This window comes from Gimesia alba (assembly GCF_007744675.1).
GTDB lineage: Bacteria > Planctomycetota > Planctomycetia > Planctomycetales > Planctomycetaceae > Gimesia > Gimesia alba.
This window is the reverse complement of the sequence record NZ_CP036269.1, coordinates 3,803,949-3,823,766: the sequence shown is the minus strand read 5'-3', so window position 1 is coordinate 3,823,766 and position 19,818 is coordinate 3,803,949. Positions and strand designations below refer to the sequence as shown.

The window sequence follows — 19,818 nt, the reverse complement described above, 5'->3', positions numbered from 1 at the left end:
CTTTTTCTATCTCAGCAATCCCATGAAAGGGACTGTCATGAAGCGCACTTACCAATGTTTGACTTTGTTGACTCTGCTTGGCTTTACGGTCAATCATCTCGCCGCAGCACCGGAAAAAGACGAGTCCCCGTCTCAGAATATCTTCCAGCAACTTGACAAAAACTCAGATGGGACAGTCACGGCTGAAGAAGTCCCAGAGGAAAAAGAACGTTTTTTTGATCACCTGATTCGTATGGGCGATCAGAACAAAGATGGAAAACTGACAAAGGCGGAATTCGAAGCAGGTCTGAAAAAAGAAGATCAGAAATTTCCTGCAGGTGAAGGTCCCGATCGTAATCGGGGGCCCCGGAATTTTGACTATAAAATGTTTCTGAGTCGTCTGGACCGCAATGGTGACAAGAAAATTTCCAAAGAGGAACTTCCCGAACCATTACGAGCGCGGATGGAACCTTTGTTTCAACGCTTAAACAAAGACGAAATTTCACTGGACGAATTTGAGAAATTCGGAAACCGGTTTCGGGGAAACAGACCACCCGGAAATCGCCCCTCCAAGCCGGGAGCGATGTCGGAAGGGGCACAGCGTTTTTTCAATATGCTGGATACCAATCAGGATGGCAAACTTACCCTGGACGAAGCGCCCGAGCGCGGAAAACGAATTCTGAAAAGCATCCTGGAGAAATCCGGAAAAGGCGAAGATGCAGAACTGACGAAAGAGGAATTTCAAAAAGGATTAGCCGCCTTTCGTCCTGATCGCCGTCGTCCCGGCCGCAAAGACGACAAAGAGATGAAGCGTCCGGAGATGCAAAAGGACACCGAACGTCGTGCCGATCGTTCTTCAGGCCGTTCGCCAAAGCGTCGTGAATTGCCGGAAGAGGCACAGCAGTTTTTCGAAAGGCTGGACACTAATAAAGATGGCAAACTCACACTGGAAGAGGCTCCGATACGAGGAAAACTTTTTGTTCGACAACTTTTAGACAAATCCGGAAAAGGTGCGGATGATGAACTGACGAAGGAAGAATTCAAGAACGAGTTCACTTCGTTTCGTCCTGATCAACGTCGCCCCAGCCGTGAAAAAGACAACGAGATGAAACGTCCGCAAATGCGTGATCAAGCAAAAAACCAGCCGAGTGATTCGACCAGGCGTCGTCCCGGTTCCAATTTCTTTCGAACGGTCGACCTGGATAATGATGGAAAATTGAGTAAATACGAGTTAAATCATATTGATCGCGTCTTCGACAGACTAGATCGAAATCGGAATGGCTATCTCGAATTAGATGAGGTCGTGGGACAAAGGCGAGGTAGAATCAATCCCGTTCGTATCGAAAATGGCATTCAAAAAACAAAACTGAAATTAGAAACAGAGAAATAAAACGTCGGAGTAATCGGCTTTAAGAATTGAGCTCCCCAGAGGCAGTCTGCTCTACCAGAGCAGGACTGCCTTTTTCTTTTTGCAGATGTTGCACCCAGGCAGGTGGCAGATTGAACCAGACCCAGTCAGTTTGAATGCGATACAGGCTGGTGTAATGGCTCATAATGTCATCAATTTGCCGAATCCGCTGATTCTCTTCACCCCGCGAGATCACTTTTCGCACAGGCCGCACATACATATATTCAAAATACGACAAGACTCCACCCGGCTTGAGTAGGCGGAAATAGGCTTCAAAGATCTCCCCCACCAGATCCGTGGGAAAATTATTCAAAGGCAGGCCGGAAACAATATAATCATATTCCTCGCCTGCACCATATTCCTGCAACGGGCAGTTGTGGATTGACGTCTGGTCCTTGATCGCTCGAAAGCCCTGTTCGCGATCAAAGCGTTTATGCAGAATCTCAACAAACTTGTCGTTCAACTCCACCAGATCCAGTTGGTCTCCCGGTTGAATCTGTTTGACAATCTGTCGTGTCACAGCGCCCGTTCCCGGTCCGATTTCCAGAACTTTCTTAGGCCCTTGATGCTGCTTCATCGGTCCCGCCATATCTGATGCCAGAAAGCGGCTACTGGGAGCAATCGCACCGGTGGTTTCAAAGGTCGTACGAAACTGTTTGAAAAATTCCAGATAGTGTGACACGGTTATGGTTCCTGGTAAGTCATCAAAACAATAAGAATAATTTGAAACCTGAACTTAAGAAAGTGCGTTTCGTCGCGCTGCGCCGATCTGCTTTGCTTGTTTTACAATATCCACTCCGACGGTTTCGCTCCACTCCGAGAGTAACTGTGTAAAGACAGGTCCCGGAACACCTTCTGAAATGAGAGATTCTCCAAAACGGGTAACAGGCATCAGACAATACCCGGTCGAAGACGTCAATGCTTCATCGGCTTCGAGGATCTCTTTTGCCGAAATATCAGCCTCTACATAGCGAAGTCCCAGTTGTTTCACTAATCGGACCACCATCTGCTGGCTGATCCCCCCCAGGATCTTCTCCGGGCGAGGTGACACAATGAGATTGTCTTTCACGAGATAAAAGTTGCCAATCGTGGTTTCCGCGACAAATCCTGCAACATCAAATAACAGTGCGCTGGCCTCTGGCTCTGTCTTGCGAACCAGTTTGTCGGCGCGATACAGGTGGATACGGCTGCGAGATTTGACCCGGGGGTCAAAAATATTGGCATTGAGCTGCTGCACTTCAGATCTCACCAGATGCTGGCCGGCCGTGTATTTTTGATCCCAAAGCTCAAAGGCTAAAGGAAACGTATGCACGCAAACCGTCGGCGTACGACAGGTTTCAAGTTCGGCCAGTCCCAGATAGGGCAAGTTCTGGCCTGCCGTGATGAAAACCGTCAAGCCCAGATCGTTCTCCTGTGGTAGCAATGCGGCATTCTGTTCAATCAAGTCTTCACAGATTTGCTTGAGCTCTGATTTTGCTAAAGGAGATTCGATGCAAACATAATCCATCGCAGAGTAGAGACGGTCCAGATGCTCATCCAGCATAAACGGGCGATGTGCAAAGGTGCGAACCATCTCCGTCACAGCAGCCCCGTACACAATCCCCAGGTCAGTGACTGACAGCTTTGCTTCTGAAAAAGGAATCAAGGCGCCATTGAGATACGCCAGTGGTTCAGTCATGCCGAAATTTTCATCATAAAAGTGGTTTCGTTGAAACGAAGAACTGGAAGCTTATTCAGGAACAACCTTAGTAACCATAATACACCGGCTGCGAATACACGGGGACAGGTGCCAGATGCTGGGGATATTGAGAATTCAGATAAGGCCGCCTGCCATAGAGTCGGACTTGCAGGTACATGAAGTTTGATACCATGCGGCAGCCAAGCGGAAAGGCGGAATGATCGCAACGGCGATGCAATTCCTGTCGGAATTGTAAATCACAATAACGCCGGCTGATACCAGGAATTTCATAACACCGATCGTGCTGGAAGCAACTACCCCGGAAGTCAGCGCCCATGAATCCCTGAGGCGTTAACATCTGTAACAGCGGCGCACCATCCGGGCCGCAAGGATACCCCCATCCCTGGGCATAAACAGAAGTTTGACTGCTTGCACCAGTCAGCAACCAGACTGAAAAGATCAGGATGACCAGTTTTGATTTCATGTCAGGACTCGCTTCTTTATCTGAAAATTAGTCAACCGAAACTGAGAACGGGAACGGGACTGAGGCAGTGTTGTTTTTTACGATTTTCCTCTCTTGGCGTGTGAATCGCAAGTTTCGTTGATCACCACTCTCGGATTCCCCCAACAAAAGGCCAAATCGGCGGATTTTGTTGTCAAAAAAATTGAACCAGTGGTATGACTTCTGAGTCAGAGCTCGATATACTGCCAAAGAGAACTATTGTGCTAACTTGAGATCTGACAATCATTTTTTTACGATTTCCAGTAGCCATTGTAAATAAAAATACGAACTTAAACTGAGAGCTAAAAGGATTGATCAAAATGGCGATACCAGCAATTCAACCAGGAAAAACCAAAGTCGGCTGGATTGGAACAGGGGTCATGGGGGCCAGCATGGTCGGACACCTGATGGACGCCGGTTTTTCAGCAACCGTCTATAATCGTAGCAAATCAAAAGCAGAACCTCTCATCAAAAAAGGTGCCAGCTGGGCCGACTCTCCCAAAGCAGTTGCAGAAGCCTCCGACATCATTTTTTCGATTGTTGGTTTTCCTGCAGATGTCAGAGAAGTCCTGTTAGGAGAGCAGGGTGCCTTAGCGGGAGCCTCTGCTGACAAAATCCTGGTCGACATGACAACCAGCGATCCTTCTCTGGCCGTAGAAGTGGCTGAAGCAGCGAAAGCCAAAGGGGTTCATAGCGTTGATGCCCCTGTCTCCGGTGGAGATGTCGGAGCCAAGAACGGCACCCTGTCCATCATGATTGGGGGAGACCAAGCTGTGGTGGACGCACTGCAACCCTGCTGGGATGCCATGGGGAAAACCATTGTGTATCAGGGAGAAGCCGGTTCTGGTCAACACACAAAAATGGTCAACCAGATTCTGATCGCGACAAACATGATTGGCGTCTGCGAAGCCCTGCTGTATGGCTATAAAGCAGGACTCGACCTGCCCACCGTGTTAGAATCGGTCGGCAGTGGTGCGGCAGGCAGTTGGTCGCTCTCGAATCTGGGTCCACGGATTATGGATAATAATTTTGATCCGGGGTTCTTTGTCGAACACTTTATCAAAGACATGGGCATCGCACTGGCAGAAGCCAAAGCAATGAACCTGAGTCTGCCTGGACTGGCATTGGGCCATCAATTGTATCTTGCGGTTCAAGCCCAGGGACATGGCCGTGACGGAACCCATGCGCTGCAACTGGCACTGGCGTCTTTATCAAATGTTGACTGGGAACAGCGTTCCTAGTCGAACATCAGATCAATCAAATAATTGGTGAAGTAATCATGTCTCTGGCCAACAGGATGGGCCAGTCGAATTTGTTTTGAGGTAGAATAAGCATGTCTAATCAAAGTGACCTGTTTGCAGGTCTGGCGGTGGCAATGATCACCCCCTTTAAGAATGGAGAAATCGACGAAGCAGGTCTGTGTGCACTGGTCGATTACCATATTGAACAAGGGACCGACACCTTGTGCCCGGTGGGAACAACGGGCGAATCACCGACTCTCTCCCACGATGAACACAAGCAGGTGATTTCGATTGTTTGTAAACATGCTGCCGGCCGGATTAAGGTCATGGCAGGGACAGGCTCAAACAGCACCCGCGAAGCCGTCGAATTGACCAAATATGCACAACAGGCAGGCGCCAATGGTGCTCTGCACGTTGCCCCTTACTATAACAAGCCGACTCAGGAAGGCTTCTATCAACACTACAAAACGATTGCGGAATCAGTTGAGATTCCGATTGTGATCTACAATATTCCCGGTCGCACAGCCAAGAATATCGAGCCCGAAACGATTATTCAGCTGGCTGAAATTCCGAACATCGTAGCGGTCAAAGAATCCACGGGATCGATGGACCAGGCATCTCATATTCTCTCAGCCTGTGACCTGGCTGTTCTTTCTGGTGATGACAGCCTGACATTGCCCTTGATGGCGTTAGGAGGAAAAGGCGTCGTTTCGGTTGTGGGAAATATCGTACCAGGCGATGTAAAAAGCATGCTGAATGCCTTCAACGCCGGCGATTTGAAGCAGGCCCGTGAATGGCACTTTAAGTTATTTGCTCTCTGCCGTAATCTACTGGGGCTGGCGACAAACCCGATTCCCATCAAAGCAGCCATGCAATTACTGGGACGCGATAATGGTGAAGTCCGGCTCCCGATGACACAACTTGACAGTGCCTCAATGAAGGTGTTGGAGAAAACATTAAAAGATTATGGTCTTCTATAATCGATTCGCGGCTCAGATTTTTTGACTTGCGAAGGTAGAAAAATACTAGTCGCCCTTGTTTGAGAGTGTTCAGAATAGAAATTTCAAGTCAGACACGTTCCCCATTTGAAAGAGGTATCGCTAGTGATATTTGGTTTTGGAAAATCCCGGGAAGAAGAGGAAGAATTCGAAGAAGAAATTGAGCCGGTCTCCTTCCAAGGCGCTTTAAATGGGCAACCAGCGAATCTGAAAGATAACGCACGACTTGTGAAAGCGGGCCTGATGCCTGCCAAGGACATCATTACTGACGGACTTGCCTTGCGGGCCGAACTCATGCGGTTTGAACCGAAAGGGGAACGGTACCAGATTGTCTTTTATGTCGACGGCGTTCCCAATCCCGGCCCCAAACTTTCAAAGCAACAGGGGATGGCAGTCGTTCAGGTCATCAAGCTGCTTTCAGGGCTGAATATTCAGGAACGTAAACGACCTCAATCAGGAGGCGTCCTGGCTGAACTGGAAGAAGTTCCCTACCAGTTACGTGTTTCAACGGCTCCCGCGCAAGGCGGAGAACGACTGTCTGTGAAAGCCATCAATTTAAATCAGCAATTAGATCGTGCTGATGACATTGGTATCACCGAAGAGATGAGAGAACGGATTCGTGAGCTCAGTAAAGGCCGTCACGGTTTGATCCTGGTGAGCGGCGCCCCCAGTTCCGGTACCACAACGACAACGGTGGGAGTCGTGCGTTCTGTTGACGCGTACCAGTACACCATCTTTGCTTTGGCAGATCCGGAACACCGCGAATTGAGCCACATCGCAACCCTTGATAAAAAAGAAGGGGATACGTTTGACGATGAACTTCGCAGAATCATTCGCATGGAAGCAGATATCATCTATCTGAATCCGATCACCGATGAATCGTATGTCGGCAGTATCCTGAATGTCAAAGATGAAATTACGATGATCGCAGAAATCTCAGCTAAAGATGCGATCGCCGGTTTGCTCAAATTCTGTAAACTGGCAGGCAGTGTGGAAAAAGGCGTCGATGCCCTGCGCTGTGTTGTGGGTCATAAGCTGATCCGCACGCTCTGTAATGATTGCAAAGAAGCCTTCCGCCCCAACCCGAAACTCATCGCGAAAATGGGCCTGCCTAAAACCACAAAAATGCTCTACCGCCCCCCACGTCAAACCGTTGATGAAGATGGGAACGAGATCGAGCCTTGTGAGAAGTGTGATGGCCTGGGGTACTATGGACGTACCCTGATGCTGGAATTGTATGAGATGACCGATGAAATGAAAAAACTCATCATCAGTGATCCCGATCCTGGCAAAATCAAGGCCTTCGCCAAAAAAGCAGGGATGCCCAGCTTCCAGAAAGACGGAATTCGCCTGGTCGCTGAGGGAAAAGTCTCACTGGACGAACTGCAGCGCGCCTTTAAGTCATAGGCGAACTGTGTTCTAACATGTGACTGTCCGATTAATATTGGCGTCGTTCGATACTGCTGTTACGATCCGTAGCGAGACTGACGGTCTTTTCAGGAGTTGACGATCATGGTTTATTTAACGCGCGCGAAGCTGACTGGTATTTGCCTCGGACTTATCACCATAGCCATCTGGTACACTTACGAGAGCAAACCCCAGAAAGTATCGGAGTCTTCTCCACCTTCAAGATACATCAGCAATGGGAACGATGTGCAGTACTTTCCTGCCAGCCCTGAAGAGGAGCAAAAACTGCAGGAGGAAATGTTAAAATACCGGCGGGAGCAGAAACGCTCTACTCGACCTTAGCTAACGGTGAATTCCCCCTAAGTTAACATTGCCGCCTCTCTATCGTTTCCGGCAGTGTTCATATTTTCCCATCCTGCCATATCTATGCCCTGCGGACTTTCTTTATACAAAATATTGTCCGATTAGGAAGAATATACCGAAGATTCCGGTTTTATGTGTCGATAAACCAAGTACACACATTGTACTCATGTGTGACCTTGCGTGTGACTTCCCGAACAAGTCACCGGATTCAGTAAAAGGACAGACTGTTCCCAAGGTGTTCCCGGCTCCTGTCTTACCCTGTTTACACGCGTCTCCCCAACAGGTGCCTTTCGACAACTTTTCAATTCCGAGGAAAATCATGGTAATTCGCCAGTTTAAAAATTGGTCAAGTTTAGGAGTTCTGGGTTTAGCATTAATCGGATTAACCAGCACCGGTTGCCAATCCAGTATCGGCGGCCAGACGTTGCCTTCCGCTTATTACCTCAATGATGACGTTCAGTTCTATCCCGCAGGCCCAGAAGAACAACTCTACAACCAACGCGAAGTTCTGGAACAATACAAACTGGAGCGTAAGCTTCAAGAGGATCAATAAATCCTCGATGCACCAAATTCGAACAGGCACGCCTGATTATAGTGTGCCTGTTCACTTCTGCTTGCCCTCAAATAAAACAGGGGGGACTCCTTTCGCGTTCTCAATTGCAGTTTCATGCGCTGGAATTACATGAACTGCATGCGAAAGGAAATTAGCCGGGCACAGAGAACGGGACTCTCGCCCGGCTTTTTTACGTATCAGCAACAACCGGAATCCCCTAGGTAGCGTTTATTAATTCGAACGGTGGCTACCCAAGACGTCCAACCGGGGCTAATGCCCTGCGGCTAGTGTCTTTTTTTGCGGTCATAGTCCAAGAAACAAAGGCAATATCACACCATCGGCTACGGTTTGATCTTACATAGCTCACTCTGTCGACCGCAAAATCACGCTCAATACTATTAAATAAACACTACCTAGAGCTGCTTCGACATCTTATCTGCCAGACGGGTCAGTGCCGGGCTCACATCCGTTGGCTTCAGATGCACGTTAATCACGCTTAAACTGTCTTTATTCGCCAAAGCAGCTTTGATCGCCTTCTCCAGATCACCTTCCGTGCTGACTTCAAAGCCCCAGCCGCCACCAATCAGATCGGTAATGTTATGATATTTCCAGTCCGGGATATCGTTAAACGGACCTTCCTGCAGAAAACGTTCTGTGGTGTAGCCTTTATTGTTCAGGACAATGACTATCGGGTTATAGCCCAGCTTGAGTGCTGTCGAGAGCTCAAGACAGGTCATCTGAAACGCCCCATCGCCGACAAGGACAATCGGTCGCAGATTCGGATTGGCTACCTGTGCCCCGATCGAAGCCGGTATGGCAAAACCCATTGACGTATAATAGGCGGGACTCAGAAACTTCGTATGCGTACTAATCATCAAATCCACGGCGCCAAATAGACAATCCCCCACATCAGTGACCACAACCGTGTGATTCCCCAGAATCTGATTGATACTCTCAAACAAATGCTTTGTGGTAATCGGCTGGGAAGGTTTCACCTGAAACTCAACTGGCTGAGGACGCACATTGTCCGGGATTTTACGCACGACCACCTTCATTTTCTGCTTGCCCAACTCTTGGACAAAGTCAGAGAATACGACATCGTGGAAGTGATGGTAACTGATCCGCAGCTTTTCACTGGTCGCATAAATGCACTTACCGGGATCCAGGTGAGCCGTGTAAATACCCAGGTTAATATCCGTCATAAATGTCCCCAGCAGAATCACACAATCGCTGTCTTCGACATAACGTTGGACTTCATTCCGTCCCATCGCCCCTTCATAAACTCCCAGGTAAAGCGGATGTGACTCACTCACGACCGACTTACCCAAGATCGTTGCGCACATGGGGATCTTGTTTTTCTCTACAAACTTCAACACCTCTTCCCGCAAGCCAAAGCGGTGCACTTCAACTCCTGCAATGACTACCGGCTTCTTACTTGCCTGGATCAACTTCTTCGCTTCCGCCAGTGACTCACGCAATGCGTTTTCATCGCTGGTTGGCTGCCGATCATCGGGTACATGTGGAATGATGGCTTTCTTGTGCACACAATCACGAGGCAGTTCCAGATAAACAGGTCGCTTATACCTGACACAGGCTTCCAGACAGCGATCTATTTCCTGAAACGCAGTCAGCGGGTCATCAAGCAAGGCGGTTGCCACGGTGATTTTTTCAAAGACGTCCCGTTGCGTATGAAAATCTTTCACGCGATGATGGAGTAGGGGATCGGTTTCCCGTTCTTCCATACCCGGAGCACCACTAATGACCACAACGGGCGACTTTTCGGCATAGGCACCTGCGATGGAGTTACACAAACTCAACCCACCAACACAGTAGGTCACGCAAACGGCTCCCAACCCATTGACGCGTGCATAACCGTCGGCAGCATAGCCGGCATTGTCTTCGCGGGTTGTTCCAACGACCTTAATCGGGCTCTCTTCCAGCATCCCGTAAAACTGCAGAACAAAATCCCCCGGGATGCCGAACATCTCGTTGATACCGTAATCCTGCAAACGCTGAATCAGATAACTCCCGATCGTATGGACTTTACCATTCCCTTTGGTAGAAGCACGTTTGGTCGTTTTTTTTGCCGCTGTCCGCGACTTCGCAGTACCTGATTTTGCCTTGGAAATTGTTTTTCGAGCCGCCATATCAACCCCTTCCTTGCAGAATGAAAATCAACGTAAATACTGTATATGACTTCATATAGTCATTATAACATTATTCAGGCATTGATTAAGGGCGTTTTTCGTAAATCATTGATTTACAAGATGATACAGCCGAACAACAGCACAATTCCTGAGCCATTTCCAGAACTAGCGACGGATCAGCTTACGCAGACCGCGACGCTCCGCATGTTTGACAGGCTCAGCATCCTGACCTGGAACAGGTTGAGTCGACGCTGGCTCGCTGTCGAATTGCCCCCAGTAACTGTTGAGCAAGCGATAACAGTCCAGATAACGCTGAGAATCCCAGGCAAACGAAAGTGTGGACACAAGCTTGGTTAACTGCCTGTCGTCTTCGGGAGAGATTTGATGGATCTGCAGATCGACGTCATCAATCCACAATTTTTCCGCCCCGAGTTTTTCAATCAGAATATGCGCATTGGTAACCTGCTGGGATGGGATATCCTTCACACGAAACAGATATTTTCGCCATTGCTGATCGACAGAGATGATTGCCGACTGAACTTTGAGTTTTCCATTCTGCTCCGCTTCTAATGCAATCCGAACCTGCATGCCTTTCGTATTAGTTTTCATCCAGACACTCATATTCAGATAACGGCAATCCTGTAATGGAATCACATTTGTCTTGAGCGAATTATTTCCCGCTGCGCGGTCTAACAGCAAAGAGGCCTTTCCGGAATGAGACTGAGAACGGTCCAGATTCCAGGAAGGGAGCTTCTGGTCCTTGGACTCCCAACCTGCGAGAATATAGTCGCGGGATTGTTGCCCTTCAAAATCAGCTTGCAGGACAACAGCAGTGGCATCATTCATCGCCTGATGCAGATTGATCAAACTCCGTTTCTTTTGATCAATCATCGCCTGCAGATCTACTAAATTCTGACTCTCTACTTTTGAATCAACCGAAATGATTTGAACTTGTGAATCCTGAATTTCGAATGCCTGAAAATCAAAGGCATCTAACTCCACAGAATAGTTGACACCTCCGGACTGCGACGTTCTCGTTTTGATTTTTTCTCCATTTGCCAGAGAAATCACAGGCTTTCCCGAAGGCACATTCAATTCAACCGTCACCTGGCAGGCATAGGGAAAATCATTCACCAGATAATAAAAGGTTTTGTCTTTTCCTCTCGATAAGCGGGCGACGATAGGCTGCTTTGATGCTTGAATCGTTTGAAAAGGTCTCGCCGGTAATTTCTGCAACTGGGTACGTATTGACTGAGTTGTCTGTTCCTGACCGAAGGGAATGGTCCAGCCACCATCGAATAGAATATATGGATCCTGCTGTGCGATCGAATGCAAATATCGCATGCGGTTTGTTCTGCCTGCGGGGGTTGCCTGGGCCACAAGCCAGGTAAACGCTGGTTGCCACGGGGAAAGACGGTCAAATTCAGAAACCCGAACTTCTACCGGATGATGATAAAACAAAGTTCCATTCACGCGTGTTTTAAACGCATCAGCAACGGTAGGATGTGTATTGAGTATATGGGCGGTCGATGTTTTTTGCTGATCTGAATGAAATTGCTCCGGCCGCAAGACAACTCCATTGCTGATTTGGTCATAGCTGGAAAAATCGAGCCCCATCTCCATCAACACAGGCCGTAACTGTGCTCCTGCTTTCAATGCAGAAATCACATCACCCGCTTTACTATGTGTGGGTACCAACTCTCTGGCAGCAAATACGATCTGGGCATCAGGACGCGCTTTTGAAAGGATTCCCGCCAACCGTTGATGCAACGTTTTAATTTTCTGGCAGCGCCATTGCGTCCACTGCGGAAATGCAGTCGTGGTCAAAAATTGATATCGTTTTTCATATTTTTGTGCTCCGGAAGCGGCAGGAACTTTGACGCCGGTCTCTTCTTCAAACAGAGACACTGTAAAATCGTCATACCCCCAACTCAAGCCGGGCAACTGGAGATAACCATTCAAACTTAATTGAACAGCCACACCTTGAAAGGCTGCATGTTGACTGTAACGAGCCACCAATTCACTGAAAATCGCGGCTATTTCATCCTGAACGCGGGGGTGCAATGGATTGTAATATGGGGCTTGCCCGCGGGGAGCTCCTTTTGCGTGCCGCCAGGTTTGTCCTTTCTGACTGACCAGTTCAATCCCGACGGCCTGCTCTGATCCTCCCTGAATCGTCTGTTCCAACCCGGTTAGAATCGAAGAAAACTGCAATTCCGGCATCAAAGTCAGTTGCTCACGATCAAAAATCTGAAACAGCATTTCCAGTACATCTTTTTGCTGAATATCCTGCCCTGAGGAATGATACACACCGGAATCGTAACGGGGGGTCGGCGCCAGGTACTTTGAAGGATAGATCGCACTTCCATCAGCAGACACTGCTAATAAGACACTGTTAAAATGATGATACTTTAAATAAAAGGCCAGGCGATTGCCGGCTTCATAAAACGTTTGCCAATCATCCAGACTGCGATTGCTGTTATGATCCAGGACTTGCGAAGCACCAAATATTTCCGGCAGTAGCGGTTTTTGTAAATAGGGCCCTACCAGCCGTTTCTTTTCCAAGCCTGAATCTGCTACGACTTCAACGCTTTGGTCCGGTACTGGTAATTCGTAAACTTGCACCCGAGTCACTTCGGCGGGGTTCTCTGTTCCCAGACTGTGAAACAAGAGTATCGGGTTCTCGATCTTCGGCCAAAACAAAACTTCCGTTTGCAAATCTACGGACTGCGCAGCGGATGCTGACGCTAAAAGCGTCGCGGATTGATAAACACCCGAGTCCACGCCAACGGGCACTAACTGGCCTGATGCATCTGGCTCGAGAATACTAAACCCAACGTGACCTTGTGGACGACGCGGATAACTGATCACCAGTCGGTGTGGCCGGCCTCGATGCTGGAGTTTCAAATGGTAGGCTGACCAGGGAGGGGAACCACGATCTGAATTCCCCGCCTGCGTCCCTGATTTGAACAGCGACTTCAAAGAATTCCGAATTCGTTGTCGAGGCCTTCGCACGACAAGCGCATGTTGATCCTGTTCTCCCTGAAGCTCAATTTCATCGACAAGCAACTGTTCGGCTTGCTGTAAGGTGCTTTGAGAAAACCGTTTGGTTTGACTGGAAATCACAATCAATTGCGCTACCGCCTGATGCCCTGGCCCCATTTTCACAGCCAGGTCATAAACTCCTTCCCCCGGTGCCTGTAGCGACAGAGGAACTCCTTGTCTCAAAAGTTCATTCCGGTCCTGTGGTGAAACGGGTTTTGAACCTGACGCGACCAGTTCGCGAGTACGAGACCGGGAGAGAGACCACTGCAACTCTGAGGAAACGGCTTCCGCTGAATTCATCAAATACTTGGGAAACGCCTGAACCTGAATCGGTTCGTCCGGCTCAAACACCAGATGAGGGCGATCGATCTTCAATGCAAAGGCATCACCGGGGGCCTGCTGTACGACCAGCTGAGCTCCGGTTTGAGGAATGGGTAGAATCTCTTTTTGCTTGAGAATATCCTGCAGCGAAAACTGATGCTTGAACACAACTTTAGGATCATTCCGAGCCTGCATCACAACTTGCAGCACAGTTGTAAGATTACCACGTATTTGAAATTCAAGACTGTTAAAAACCCGGCTGGTTCGTGGCTGATAGACAACTTTCTGATCAACGAGTGAGACAACTTCTGCTTCATCGGCATCGACACCCAGAGAATTCACAGAGTCAAATTCACCGTCGGCCAGATCAAATCGGGCAGTCCAATGCCGGGGAGTTCGCTCTCCCCATTCCACTCGCAATTTCACGGATACAGGTGCGTTTACGTCCGCCCAGACAAAAACAGGAGCCTGCATGCAGCATAAAAACACGACCCAGGTCAGTATTAGAATATGTTTCACAGAAATCCCGCTATTCCATACCAGAGAAATCAGGTATTTAAGATCGAAGCAAAGCTGAATGAGAGGATGCCAAAACAGGCGTTGCGAAATGAGCTTTGAGGTGTGGCTCGAAAGTATAGTTATTTTTAAAAATCCGCCAAGAGCAATTATTTTTATCAGGAGTTACTCAAAATTGAGCCTGATTTCCCAAGAACACTCTTGACGTAATTCCCAAAAAATGCAAAAAAACGCATCCTCTCTCTGGCAGCTTACTTTTCACTCTCAAAAAAGTAGTTGCAGATGTTTCAATCGTTCAACCCAAGGTTAATGACTCTGATCTGCCTGGGAACGACCTTTTGAAGCAACCAATCCTCATTCCTCTCAAATCCAAGACCTACCTGGACTGATCATGATGTTAAAAAACGGTTTCTCTCTGGTAAGCGGCATTGTACTCCTCACGCTGATGACTGGTTGTGCTTCTCTCGTAGAAACACAAGCCATCGAACAGTTTGCCAAAGCAATCGAAAATGACGATCTCAAAATGCTGAAACACCACAGCACGATGAAATTTTCAAAAGTGGCTCTCAGAGACCCTTCTTCACTGGATGATTTGAAAATCCTCAAGATTCCAACAGGAGAGACCACCGTCGTCGAAATCAAAGATGTTTCCGAGAACCATAAAAAAGTGGTCGTCGAAGTCGGGAAAAACAAAAAGAAACTGTTATACGACCTGAAAAAAGTGACCAAAACGGGTGAGTGGGTGGTTGATGACCTTTACATCAATCAAAAACAGAAAAATTTGAACGTCATGAAATCGGTCACCGAGCAGATGGATCTGCTGTTAACCGTGCGTGAATTCGTAGACGCCTGGGATACCGGAAACCGAGACGATATCCTGGCGACAACCGATGGGAATTTCAAAGAAACCCTGGAACAACTGCATCCGAGCTTTCTGGCAAAGCTCTCAAAGAAAGTCGCCGGTGAATCACGCAAGTCGAAAAAACAAAAACCCGATGCCCAGTTAGACAAAGATATCGCCATTGTCACGCTGCCTCGTCGCTCAGGCCAGATGATCATTTCCATGAAACTGAAAGAGGGGAAATGGAAAGCTACCGATGTTGCTGTCGAATCAAAGGCTGACGGGAAGCATGTGAACTCAGCCCACAAACAGGCCAAGATGCTCTTAACCATCAGCAACTTTCTCGATGCTTACAACCAGAACGATAAAAAGGAACTCAAAAAATATACCGCCAGCCAGTTCTACCGCGGCAGTCTGGATTTTGGAGACCTGACAATTGCGCCATTGCCTCAAACATTTGATGCTGCAGCCGACTATGAACTGAATATTGAAGGAAACCTTGCGAATTTCGTCACACACATTCAGGGAAAAATGGTCAACCTGTCTGTAATTAAAATCGAATCCGATGAAATAGATGTTCCTGAAAAATATCTCGTCGAAGAAGTCACACTGTTCCAGGATCAAGGTAATCAACAAATCACACTGACTTCCCTGTTCTCTTCGCGTGCTATTGCACAGCTATTCAGCGAAGCTCTCTCAAATCGGGATCTCACGATTCTCGATTTCAGCTCTACACCGGACTTTTCCACACGTGTCTGGAAAAAAATAGAGCCTAAACTGGTTTCACAGTTACCAGTGCAGGAACTCACAAAGCCCGGCTTTTCGATCTTGAACATCAAATTTAATGGATCCGTCACGAAAGTCTCAGCGAGACAGGGGAACCTTCCCGTAACCTATATCCTGCGGGAACATTTGGGCAAACTCTTAGTTGACGATGTATTCGTTGACCTCAAAGGCAGACCTGCTTCAGTCAAAGAGACACTGGAGTTGATGGTACAGGTCCAAAATTATGCCTACAGTATGCACGAACAAAACATCCGTCACCTGCAACGACATTCCTCTCGTGATTTTAATGAGCTGGTCTGGCGTCAGGTGGATCAGGTTCCTCAAACCAGTTTCGCGATCCCTGAATTGCTGATTTCAGAACTAACCAGTCTGGAACGGAACGATAACGAAGGGTATGCACGAATTCAGCTGGGGACAGATCGCCGGGGTGCCACCGTTATCCTGAAAAAACAATATGATCAGTATGTCATCGATGACATCATGGTTCATTCCGATAAGGTTGCGTCCAAATATGTCTCAGCTAAAAAAGAGCTGCGATTAGCAATGGCGGCTTCGCCCGGAACGCTCAAGCAGAGTACAGTCCAGGCAGCCTTTACGATCTCCAACGAGGTTGAAGAGGAGAACCCAGCAGCCCCAGTGATTGAGCCTGCTGCTTTTGAATTGCCCCAACAGGAACCTTAAAAAGGATCAATCGGGCCCTCTTCGTTATCCGACCTCAGGTATCGAATATGTTTGTGAATTTCCACATTCACACTTTGATATCGGGACTTTAAATGTCCTGTGTCAAACAGGTCTTCCCGTAAGATTTCCAGGTCATCAGAACCAACTGCATTCGTGAAAATTTTTGAAAGATAGTTGATGCCAAGCTTCGAAGGCTGGTATCGATGCTCGTCATAAAATGAGGGATGTAGCAATCGCGGATGAATTCCGCGCCAGGAATCGCGTAATGCATTTCCATTAATCGAACTGACATGGAACCCCTGTTGCTCATTCCATTGCAGGATAGCCACATAGTTGTTTTGGCGCTGGACGAGCAGATCGATGGCCTTTCCACCTAACTGCGCTGCGTAATATCGGTCAAACCGGATCGGCCGACCGCCTCGTTGCGTATGACCAATTTTTCGTGTGAATGTTGCCGCGGCTGCCTGTTCATGCCGCTTGCGTGACACAAAATAATGATCGCCCATTGATTCAACGAGCATGTTCTGCAGCACCTCCGCCGCACCGCTGAAGATCACATTCCCGGCCGGGTCCACGCTCTTGGAAATATCTCCTAAACGTTTTCCATCCTGATCGCGCAATCCCTCACCGATTACAATCACAACATTTTTCTGCGCATCATAGAGATCTCGTACACGGCGTTCAAATCGTTCGTAATCCAGGGGGACTTCCGGAATCAGAATAATATCGGGCTGTCCATATGCCGCCCCCAGTGCAAGATAGCCTGACTCTCTTCCCATCACCTCCACAATCGCAATCCGACGATGACTTTCTGCCGTGGTACGGATTCGCTGAACTCCCTGAACACAGACATAGACTGCCGTAGCGTATCCGGGAGTGGCATAATTAACGATGTCTTCCAGATCCAGATCCTGTTTGCTGGGCATCTTCCGGAATTTTTCTTTTTTACTTTCAGAATCGACCTCGCGCACCCATTCATTGGGTTCGTCCAGATAATTCAAACCCAGATCGTTATCAATGGTTTTCGGAGCCAGGACACAGGGCATGAATTGAGAAATCGGCTGCATCCCATTCAGCGTGCCATCGCCGCCAATACAGATCAAACCTTCAATGCCTAATTGATCAAGGCGTTTCTTGACAAGTTGCAGTTCCCCCGCATGCGAATCATCAATGTAGGTCCGCGAAGAACCGAGAATCGTTCCGCCACAACGTGGATCGAGTTCGGGAATGGTTGAATACAGGGGGTTGAGCCGAAGATGGGGGACATTGGGGTCGAGCAAGCCACCAAAACCTTTGATGATCCCGATCACTTCAATCCGAAGTTCATTGGCTCGTTCCACAGCTCCAAACAGAGTTGCATTGAGAGCCGGTGTATCTCCACCTGCTGTTAAGAGGGCAATCCGACGCATATTGATCCTTTCATGCTGAACTTCGGGTTGGTGAGAGAAAACGTCGTTGTTTTCAATGTGTCCGTATTCTGCAGGGCAGCCTTGCTTTTACTTCTCGTAGCCTGATTTCCTATTTACCCTTCAGGCAGATTAGTGATAATGATTGCTGTCACTTCGGCTATCTGATTAAGATAACAAAGTCAGAAGCGACTCTGGGAGTCTGGTATCGAATTATGATCTAGTTCTATCCAGAATTCATGTGTTATTTGAGAAATTGCATGAAATCATTTCTCAAATAGTGCTCCCCACGAAACACCTTGACTTCTTGTTTTACCCAGTTTCTTTGAGTTCCGTGTCATGTGAGGTATAACATGAAATATGTTATCGGTTGTTTTTTCTCTGCAGTATTAGGCGGCTTGCTTGTCGCTTCGATTGAATCACCATCTTCGCTCTGGATTACCTCTTCTGAAGCGCAAGTCCCCATGAAACCAACGGGCCCGCGGATTATCCCTCCTACACCGCTGAATCCCACTTTATCAAAGCCCACCACGAAAAAATCCGGGCAGGCAACTCAGCAAAACTTTTTCAATGAGCGCGGCCTGTCACCTGAAGAAGAAATCAATGTCAGCGTCTACGAGAAATTAAATAAGAGCGTGGTTCACATCACGACAAAAAGCACGAAAACCGATGGATTTTTCTTACTGGAATATGACACGGAAGGAGCAGGCTCTGGCGCCATCATCGATAAGTCAGGACATATTTTGACGAATTACCATGTGATTGAAAATGCCCAGCAGGTCAACGTCACATTATTCAACGGCAAGTCCTACTCGGCGACATTCGTTGGTGCCGATGCCATTAATGATATTGCTGTGATCAAGATTGAAGAAGAACCGCAAATCCTGCATCCGGTTACGATGGCGGATTCCAGTCGGCTCAAAGTCGGGCAGCGGGTCTTTGCCATTGGTAACCCATTTGGTCTGGAACGCACTATGACTTGCGGCATTATTTCCAGTCTGAACCGGTCACTAAAGTTGCGCGGGAATCGCACAATCAAATCAATCATTCAAATCGATGCCGCGGTTAATCCCGGAAATTCGGGCGGCCCCTTACTCAACTCTCATGGCCAATTAATCGGCATTAATACAGCGATTGCCAGCAGCACGGGACAGAGCTCGGGCGTCGGATTTGCGATTCCCTCAAACCTGGTCGCACGGGTTGTTCCTCAACTTCTTACACACGGTCATATGATCCATCCGGAAATCGGCATTCAACGTGTCTACGAAACGGAGCAGGGCTTACTCGTTGCCAAATTGACTCCAGGAGGCCCCGCTGAAAAGGCCGGCTTACGAGGGCCAAAAATTGAGAGACAGAGAAGAGGGCTGATTGTGATTGAACGCGTTGACCGTGGCGCAGCCGACTTAATCGTTGCTGTCGACGGGAACGAAATTAAAACGGCGGCCGACTTTCTGGACTACATCGAAAGCAAAAAACCGGGCGACACGGTACTTGTGACCGTTTTAAGAGGGAAAGAGCAAACGCCGACGAAAATCTCCGTGAAATTGACGGCCAGCCATACAAATCGCCAATAAAAAAAGGTTTCCTGAAGCAGACTTCAGGAAACCTTTAATGTGTCTCGTAGCGGAACCCGTTTAGTTCAAGGCAGGCTCAACGTTGATACGTCGACCTTCTTTGTCGAAATAAACTTTGCCTTCAACCAGAGAAAAGATGGTATAGTCTCGGCCCATACCAACATTTTTTCCGGGATGCCATTTTGTACCACATTGACGGGCAATAATGTTTCCTGCCAGGACGCTTTCCCCACCGAATTTTTTAATTCCGCGGCGTTGTGCTTCTGAATCGCGTCCGTTACGGCTGGACCCTTGTCCTTTCTTATGAGCCATTGCTTTTATCCTCAGGTAGCAAAAGATGCCCGCTAAAGGGGCGAATTCAATAAAAAGATG

Annotated in this window: 14 protein-coding genes; 7 read left to right on the top strand and 7 right to left on the bottom strand. The window is 48.1% G+C overall.

From position 1 onward, the window contains the following. The first annotated feature begins 37 nt into the window (after nucleotides 1–37). Entirely contained in the window at nucleotides 38–1,369 is a 1,332-nt protein-coding gene (locus tag Pan241w_RS14360) for an EF-hand domain-containing protein (protein ID WP_198000525.1), read from the top strand. A gap of 19 nt (nucleotides 1,370–1,388) precedes the next feature. Here the strand turns inward: Pan241w_RS14360 and Pan241w_RS14355 are convergent, their stop codons facing one another. From Pan241w_RS14355 to Pan241w_RS14345, 3 genes are all read right to left on the bottom strand, one after another. Continuing rightward, nucleotides 1,389–2,069 carry a class I SAM-dependent methyltransferase gene (locus Pan241w_RS14355; protein ID WP_145216915.1) on the bottom strand — a complete coding sequence of 227 codons (681 nt, stop codon included), beginning with the start codon at nucleotides 2,067–2,069 and terminating at the stop codon, nucleotides 1,389–1,391. A 54-nt stretch (nucleotides 2,070–2,123) separates the two neighbouring features. Further along, nucleotides 2,124–3,065, bottom strand: a complete 942-nt coding sequence (locus Pan241w_RS14350) for an aminotransferase class IV (protein ID WP_145216912.1) — start codon at nucleotides 3,063–3,065, stop codon at nucleotides 2,124–2,126. A gap of 67 nt (nucleotides 3,066–3,132) precedes the next feature. Beyond that, the gene (locus Pan241w_RS14345; protein WP_145216910.1) at nucleotides 3,133–3,549 is read right to left on the bottom strand and encodes a hypothetical protein; all 417 of its coding nucleotides are present in this window, start codon (nucleotides 3,547–3,549) and stop codon (nucleotides 3,133–3,135) included. Between the two features lie 338 nt (nucleotides 3,550–3,887). Here Pan241w_RS14345 and Pan241w_RS14340 point away from each other — a divergent pair, with 338 nt between their 5' ends. From Pan241w_RS14340 to Pan241w_RS14325, 4 genes are all read left to right on the top strand, one after another. Further along, complete coding sequence (locus Pan241w_RS14340; protein ID WP_145216907.1) at nucleotides 3,888–4,808, top strand: NAD(P)-dependent oxidoreductase; 921 nt, start codon at nucleotides 3,888–3,890, stop codon at nucleotides 4,806–4,808. Between the two features lie 92 nt (nucleotides 4,809–4,900). Next, entirely contained in the window at nucleotides 4,901–5,788 is an 888-nt protein-coding gene (dapA, locus tag Pan241w_RS14335) for a 4-hydroxy-tetrahydrodipicolinate synthase (protein WP_145216904.1), read from the top strand. A 123-nt stretch (nucleotides 5,789–5,911) separates the two neighbouring features. Beyond that, on the top strand, nucleotides 5,912–7,213 hold the full coding sequence (locus Pan241w_RS14330; RefSeq protein WP_145216901.1) for an ATPase, T2SS/T4P/T4SS family: 1,302 nt from the start codon (nucleotides 5,912–5,914) through the stop codon (nucleotides 7,211–7,213). Nucleotides 7,214–7,895: 682 nt separating this feature from the next. Then, nucleotides 7,896–8,129 (top strand): hypothetical protein, encoded by a 234-nt coding sequence (locus Pan241w_RS14325; RefSeq protein WP_145216898.1) that lies wholly within the window; start codon nucleotides 7,896–7,898, stop codon nucleotides 8,127–8,129. A gap of 413 nt (nucleotides 8,130–8,542) precedes the next feature. Here Pan241w_RS14325 and Pan241w_RS14320 read toward each other — a convergent pair whose 3' ends face one another. After that, entirely contained in the window at nucleotides 8,543–10,276 is a 1,734-nt protein-coding gene (locus tag Pan241w_RS14320) for an alpha-keto acid decarboxylase family protein (protein WP_145216896.1), read from the bottom strand. Nucleotides 10,277–10,441: 165 nt separating this feature from the next. Next, nucleotides 10,442–14,161: a family 10 glycosylhydrolase gene (locus tag Pan241w_RS14315; protein WP_145216893.1), complete on the bottom strand. Its 3,720-nt coding sequence runs from the start codon at nucleotides 14,159–14,161 to the stop codon at nucleotides 10,442–10,444. Nucleotides 14,162–14,549: 388 nt separating this feature from the next. On the opposite strand from Pan241w_RS14315, the gene Pan241w_RS14310 reads away from it, so the two are divergent. After that, nucleotides 14,550–16,466, top strand: a complete 1,917-nt coding sequence (locus Pan241w_RS14310; RefSeq protein ID WP_145216891.1) for a hypothetical protein — start codon at nucleotides 14,550–14,552, stop codon at nucleotides 16,464–16,466. Here Pan241w_RS14310 and Pan241w_RS14305 read toward each other — a convergent pair. Beyond that, nucleotides 16,463–17,875, bottom strand: coding sequence for a 6-phosphofructokinase (locus Pan241w_RS14305; RefSeq protein WP_145216888.1), 1,413 nt, complete (start codon nucleotides 17,873–17,875; stop codon nucleotides 16,463–16,465). The two genes, Pan241w_RS14310 and Pan241w_RS14305, sit on opposite strands and share 4 nt — an antisense overlap. 350 nt (nucleotides 17,876–18,225) lie before the next feature. On the opposite strand from Pan241w_RS14305, the gene Pan241w_RS14300 reads away from it, so the two are divergent. Continuing rightward, the gene (locus Pan241w_RS14300) at nucleotides 18,226–19,446 is read left to right on the top strand and encodes a S1C family serine protease (protein WP_232107456.1); all 1,221 of its coding nucleotides are present in this window, start codon (nucleotides 18,226–18,228) and stop codon (nucleotides 19,444–19,446) included. 60 nt (nucleotides 19,447–19,506) lie between these two features. On the opposite strand, the gene rpmA is transcribed toward Pan241w_RS14300, so the two are convergent. Further along, on the bottom strand, nucleotides 19,507–19,758 hold the full coding sequence (gene rpmA / locus Pan241w_RS14295) for a 50S ribosomal protein L27 (RefSeq protein WP_144985837.1): 252 nt from the start codon (nucleotides 19,756–19,758) through the stop codon (nucleotides 19,507–19,509). Nucleotides 19,759–19,818 lie beyond the last annotated feature (60 nt).

Excerpts from the sequence above, each read along its gene's own strand:
- Pan241w_RS14320 (WP_145216896.1), bottom strand. The coding sequence starts at position 10,276 with ATGGCGGCTCGAAAAACAATTTCCAAGGCAAAATCAGGTACTGCGAAG.
- Pan241w_RS14360 (WP_198000525.1), top strand. The coding sequence starts at position 38 with ATGAAGCGCACTTACCAATGTTTGACTTTGTTGACTCTGCTTGGCTTT.
- Pan241w_RS14350 (WP_145216912.1), bottom strand. The coding sequence starts at position 3,065 with ATGACTGAACCACTGGCGTATCTCAATGGCGCCTTGATTCCTTTTTCA.
- rpmA (WP_144985837.1), bottom strand. The coding sequence starts at position 19,758 with ATGGCTCATAAGAAAGGACAAGGGTCCAGCCGTAACGGACGCGATTCA.
- Pan241w_RS14345 (WP_145216910.1), bottom strand. The coding sequence starts at position 3,549 with ATGAAATCAAAACTGGTCATCCTGATCTTTTCAGTCTGGTTGCTGACT.
- Pan241w_RS14340 (WP_145216907.1), top strand. The coding sequence starts at position 3,888 with ATGGCGATACCAGCAATTCAACCAGGAAAAACCAAAGTCGGCTGGATT.
- dapA (WP_145216904.1), top strand. The coding sequence starts at position 4,901 with ATGTCTAATCAAAGTGACCTGTTTGCAGGTCTGGCGGTGGCAATGATC.
- Pan241w_RS14300 (WP_232107456.1), top strand. The coding sequence starts at position 18,226 with ATGAAATATGTTATCGGTTGTTTTTTCTCTGCAGTATTAGGCGGCTTG.
- Pan241w_RS14310 (WP_145216891.1), top strand. The coding sequence starts at position 14,550 with ATGATGTTAAAAAACGGTTTCTCTCTGGTAAGCGGCATTGTACTCCTC.
- Pan241w_RS14325 (WP_145216898.1), top strand. The coding sequence starts at position 7,896 with ATGGTAATTCGCCAGTTTAAAAATTGGTCAAGTTTAGGAGTTCTGGGT.
- Pan241w_RS14305 (WP_145216888.1), bottom strand. The coding sequence starts at position 17,875 with ATGCGTCGGATTGCCCTCTTAACAGCAGGTGGAGATACACCGGCTCTC.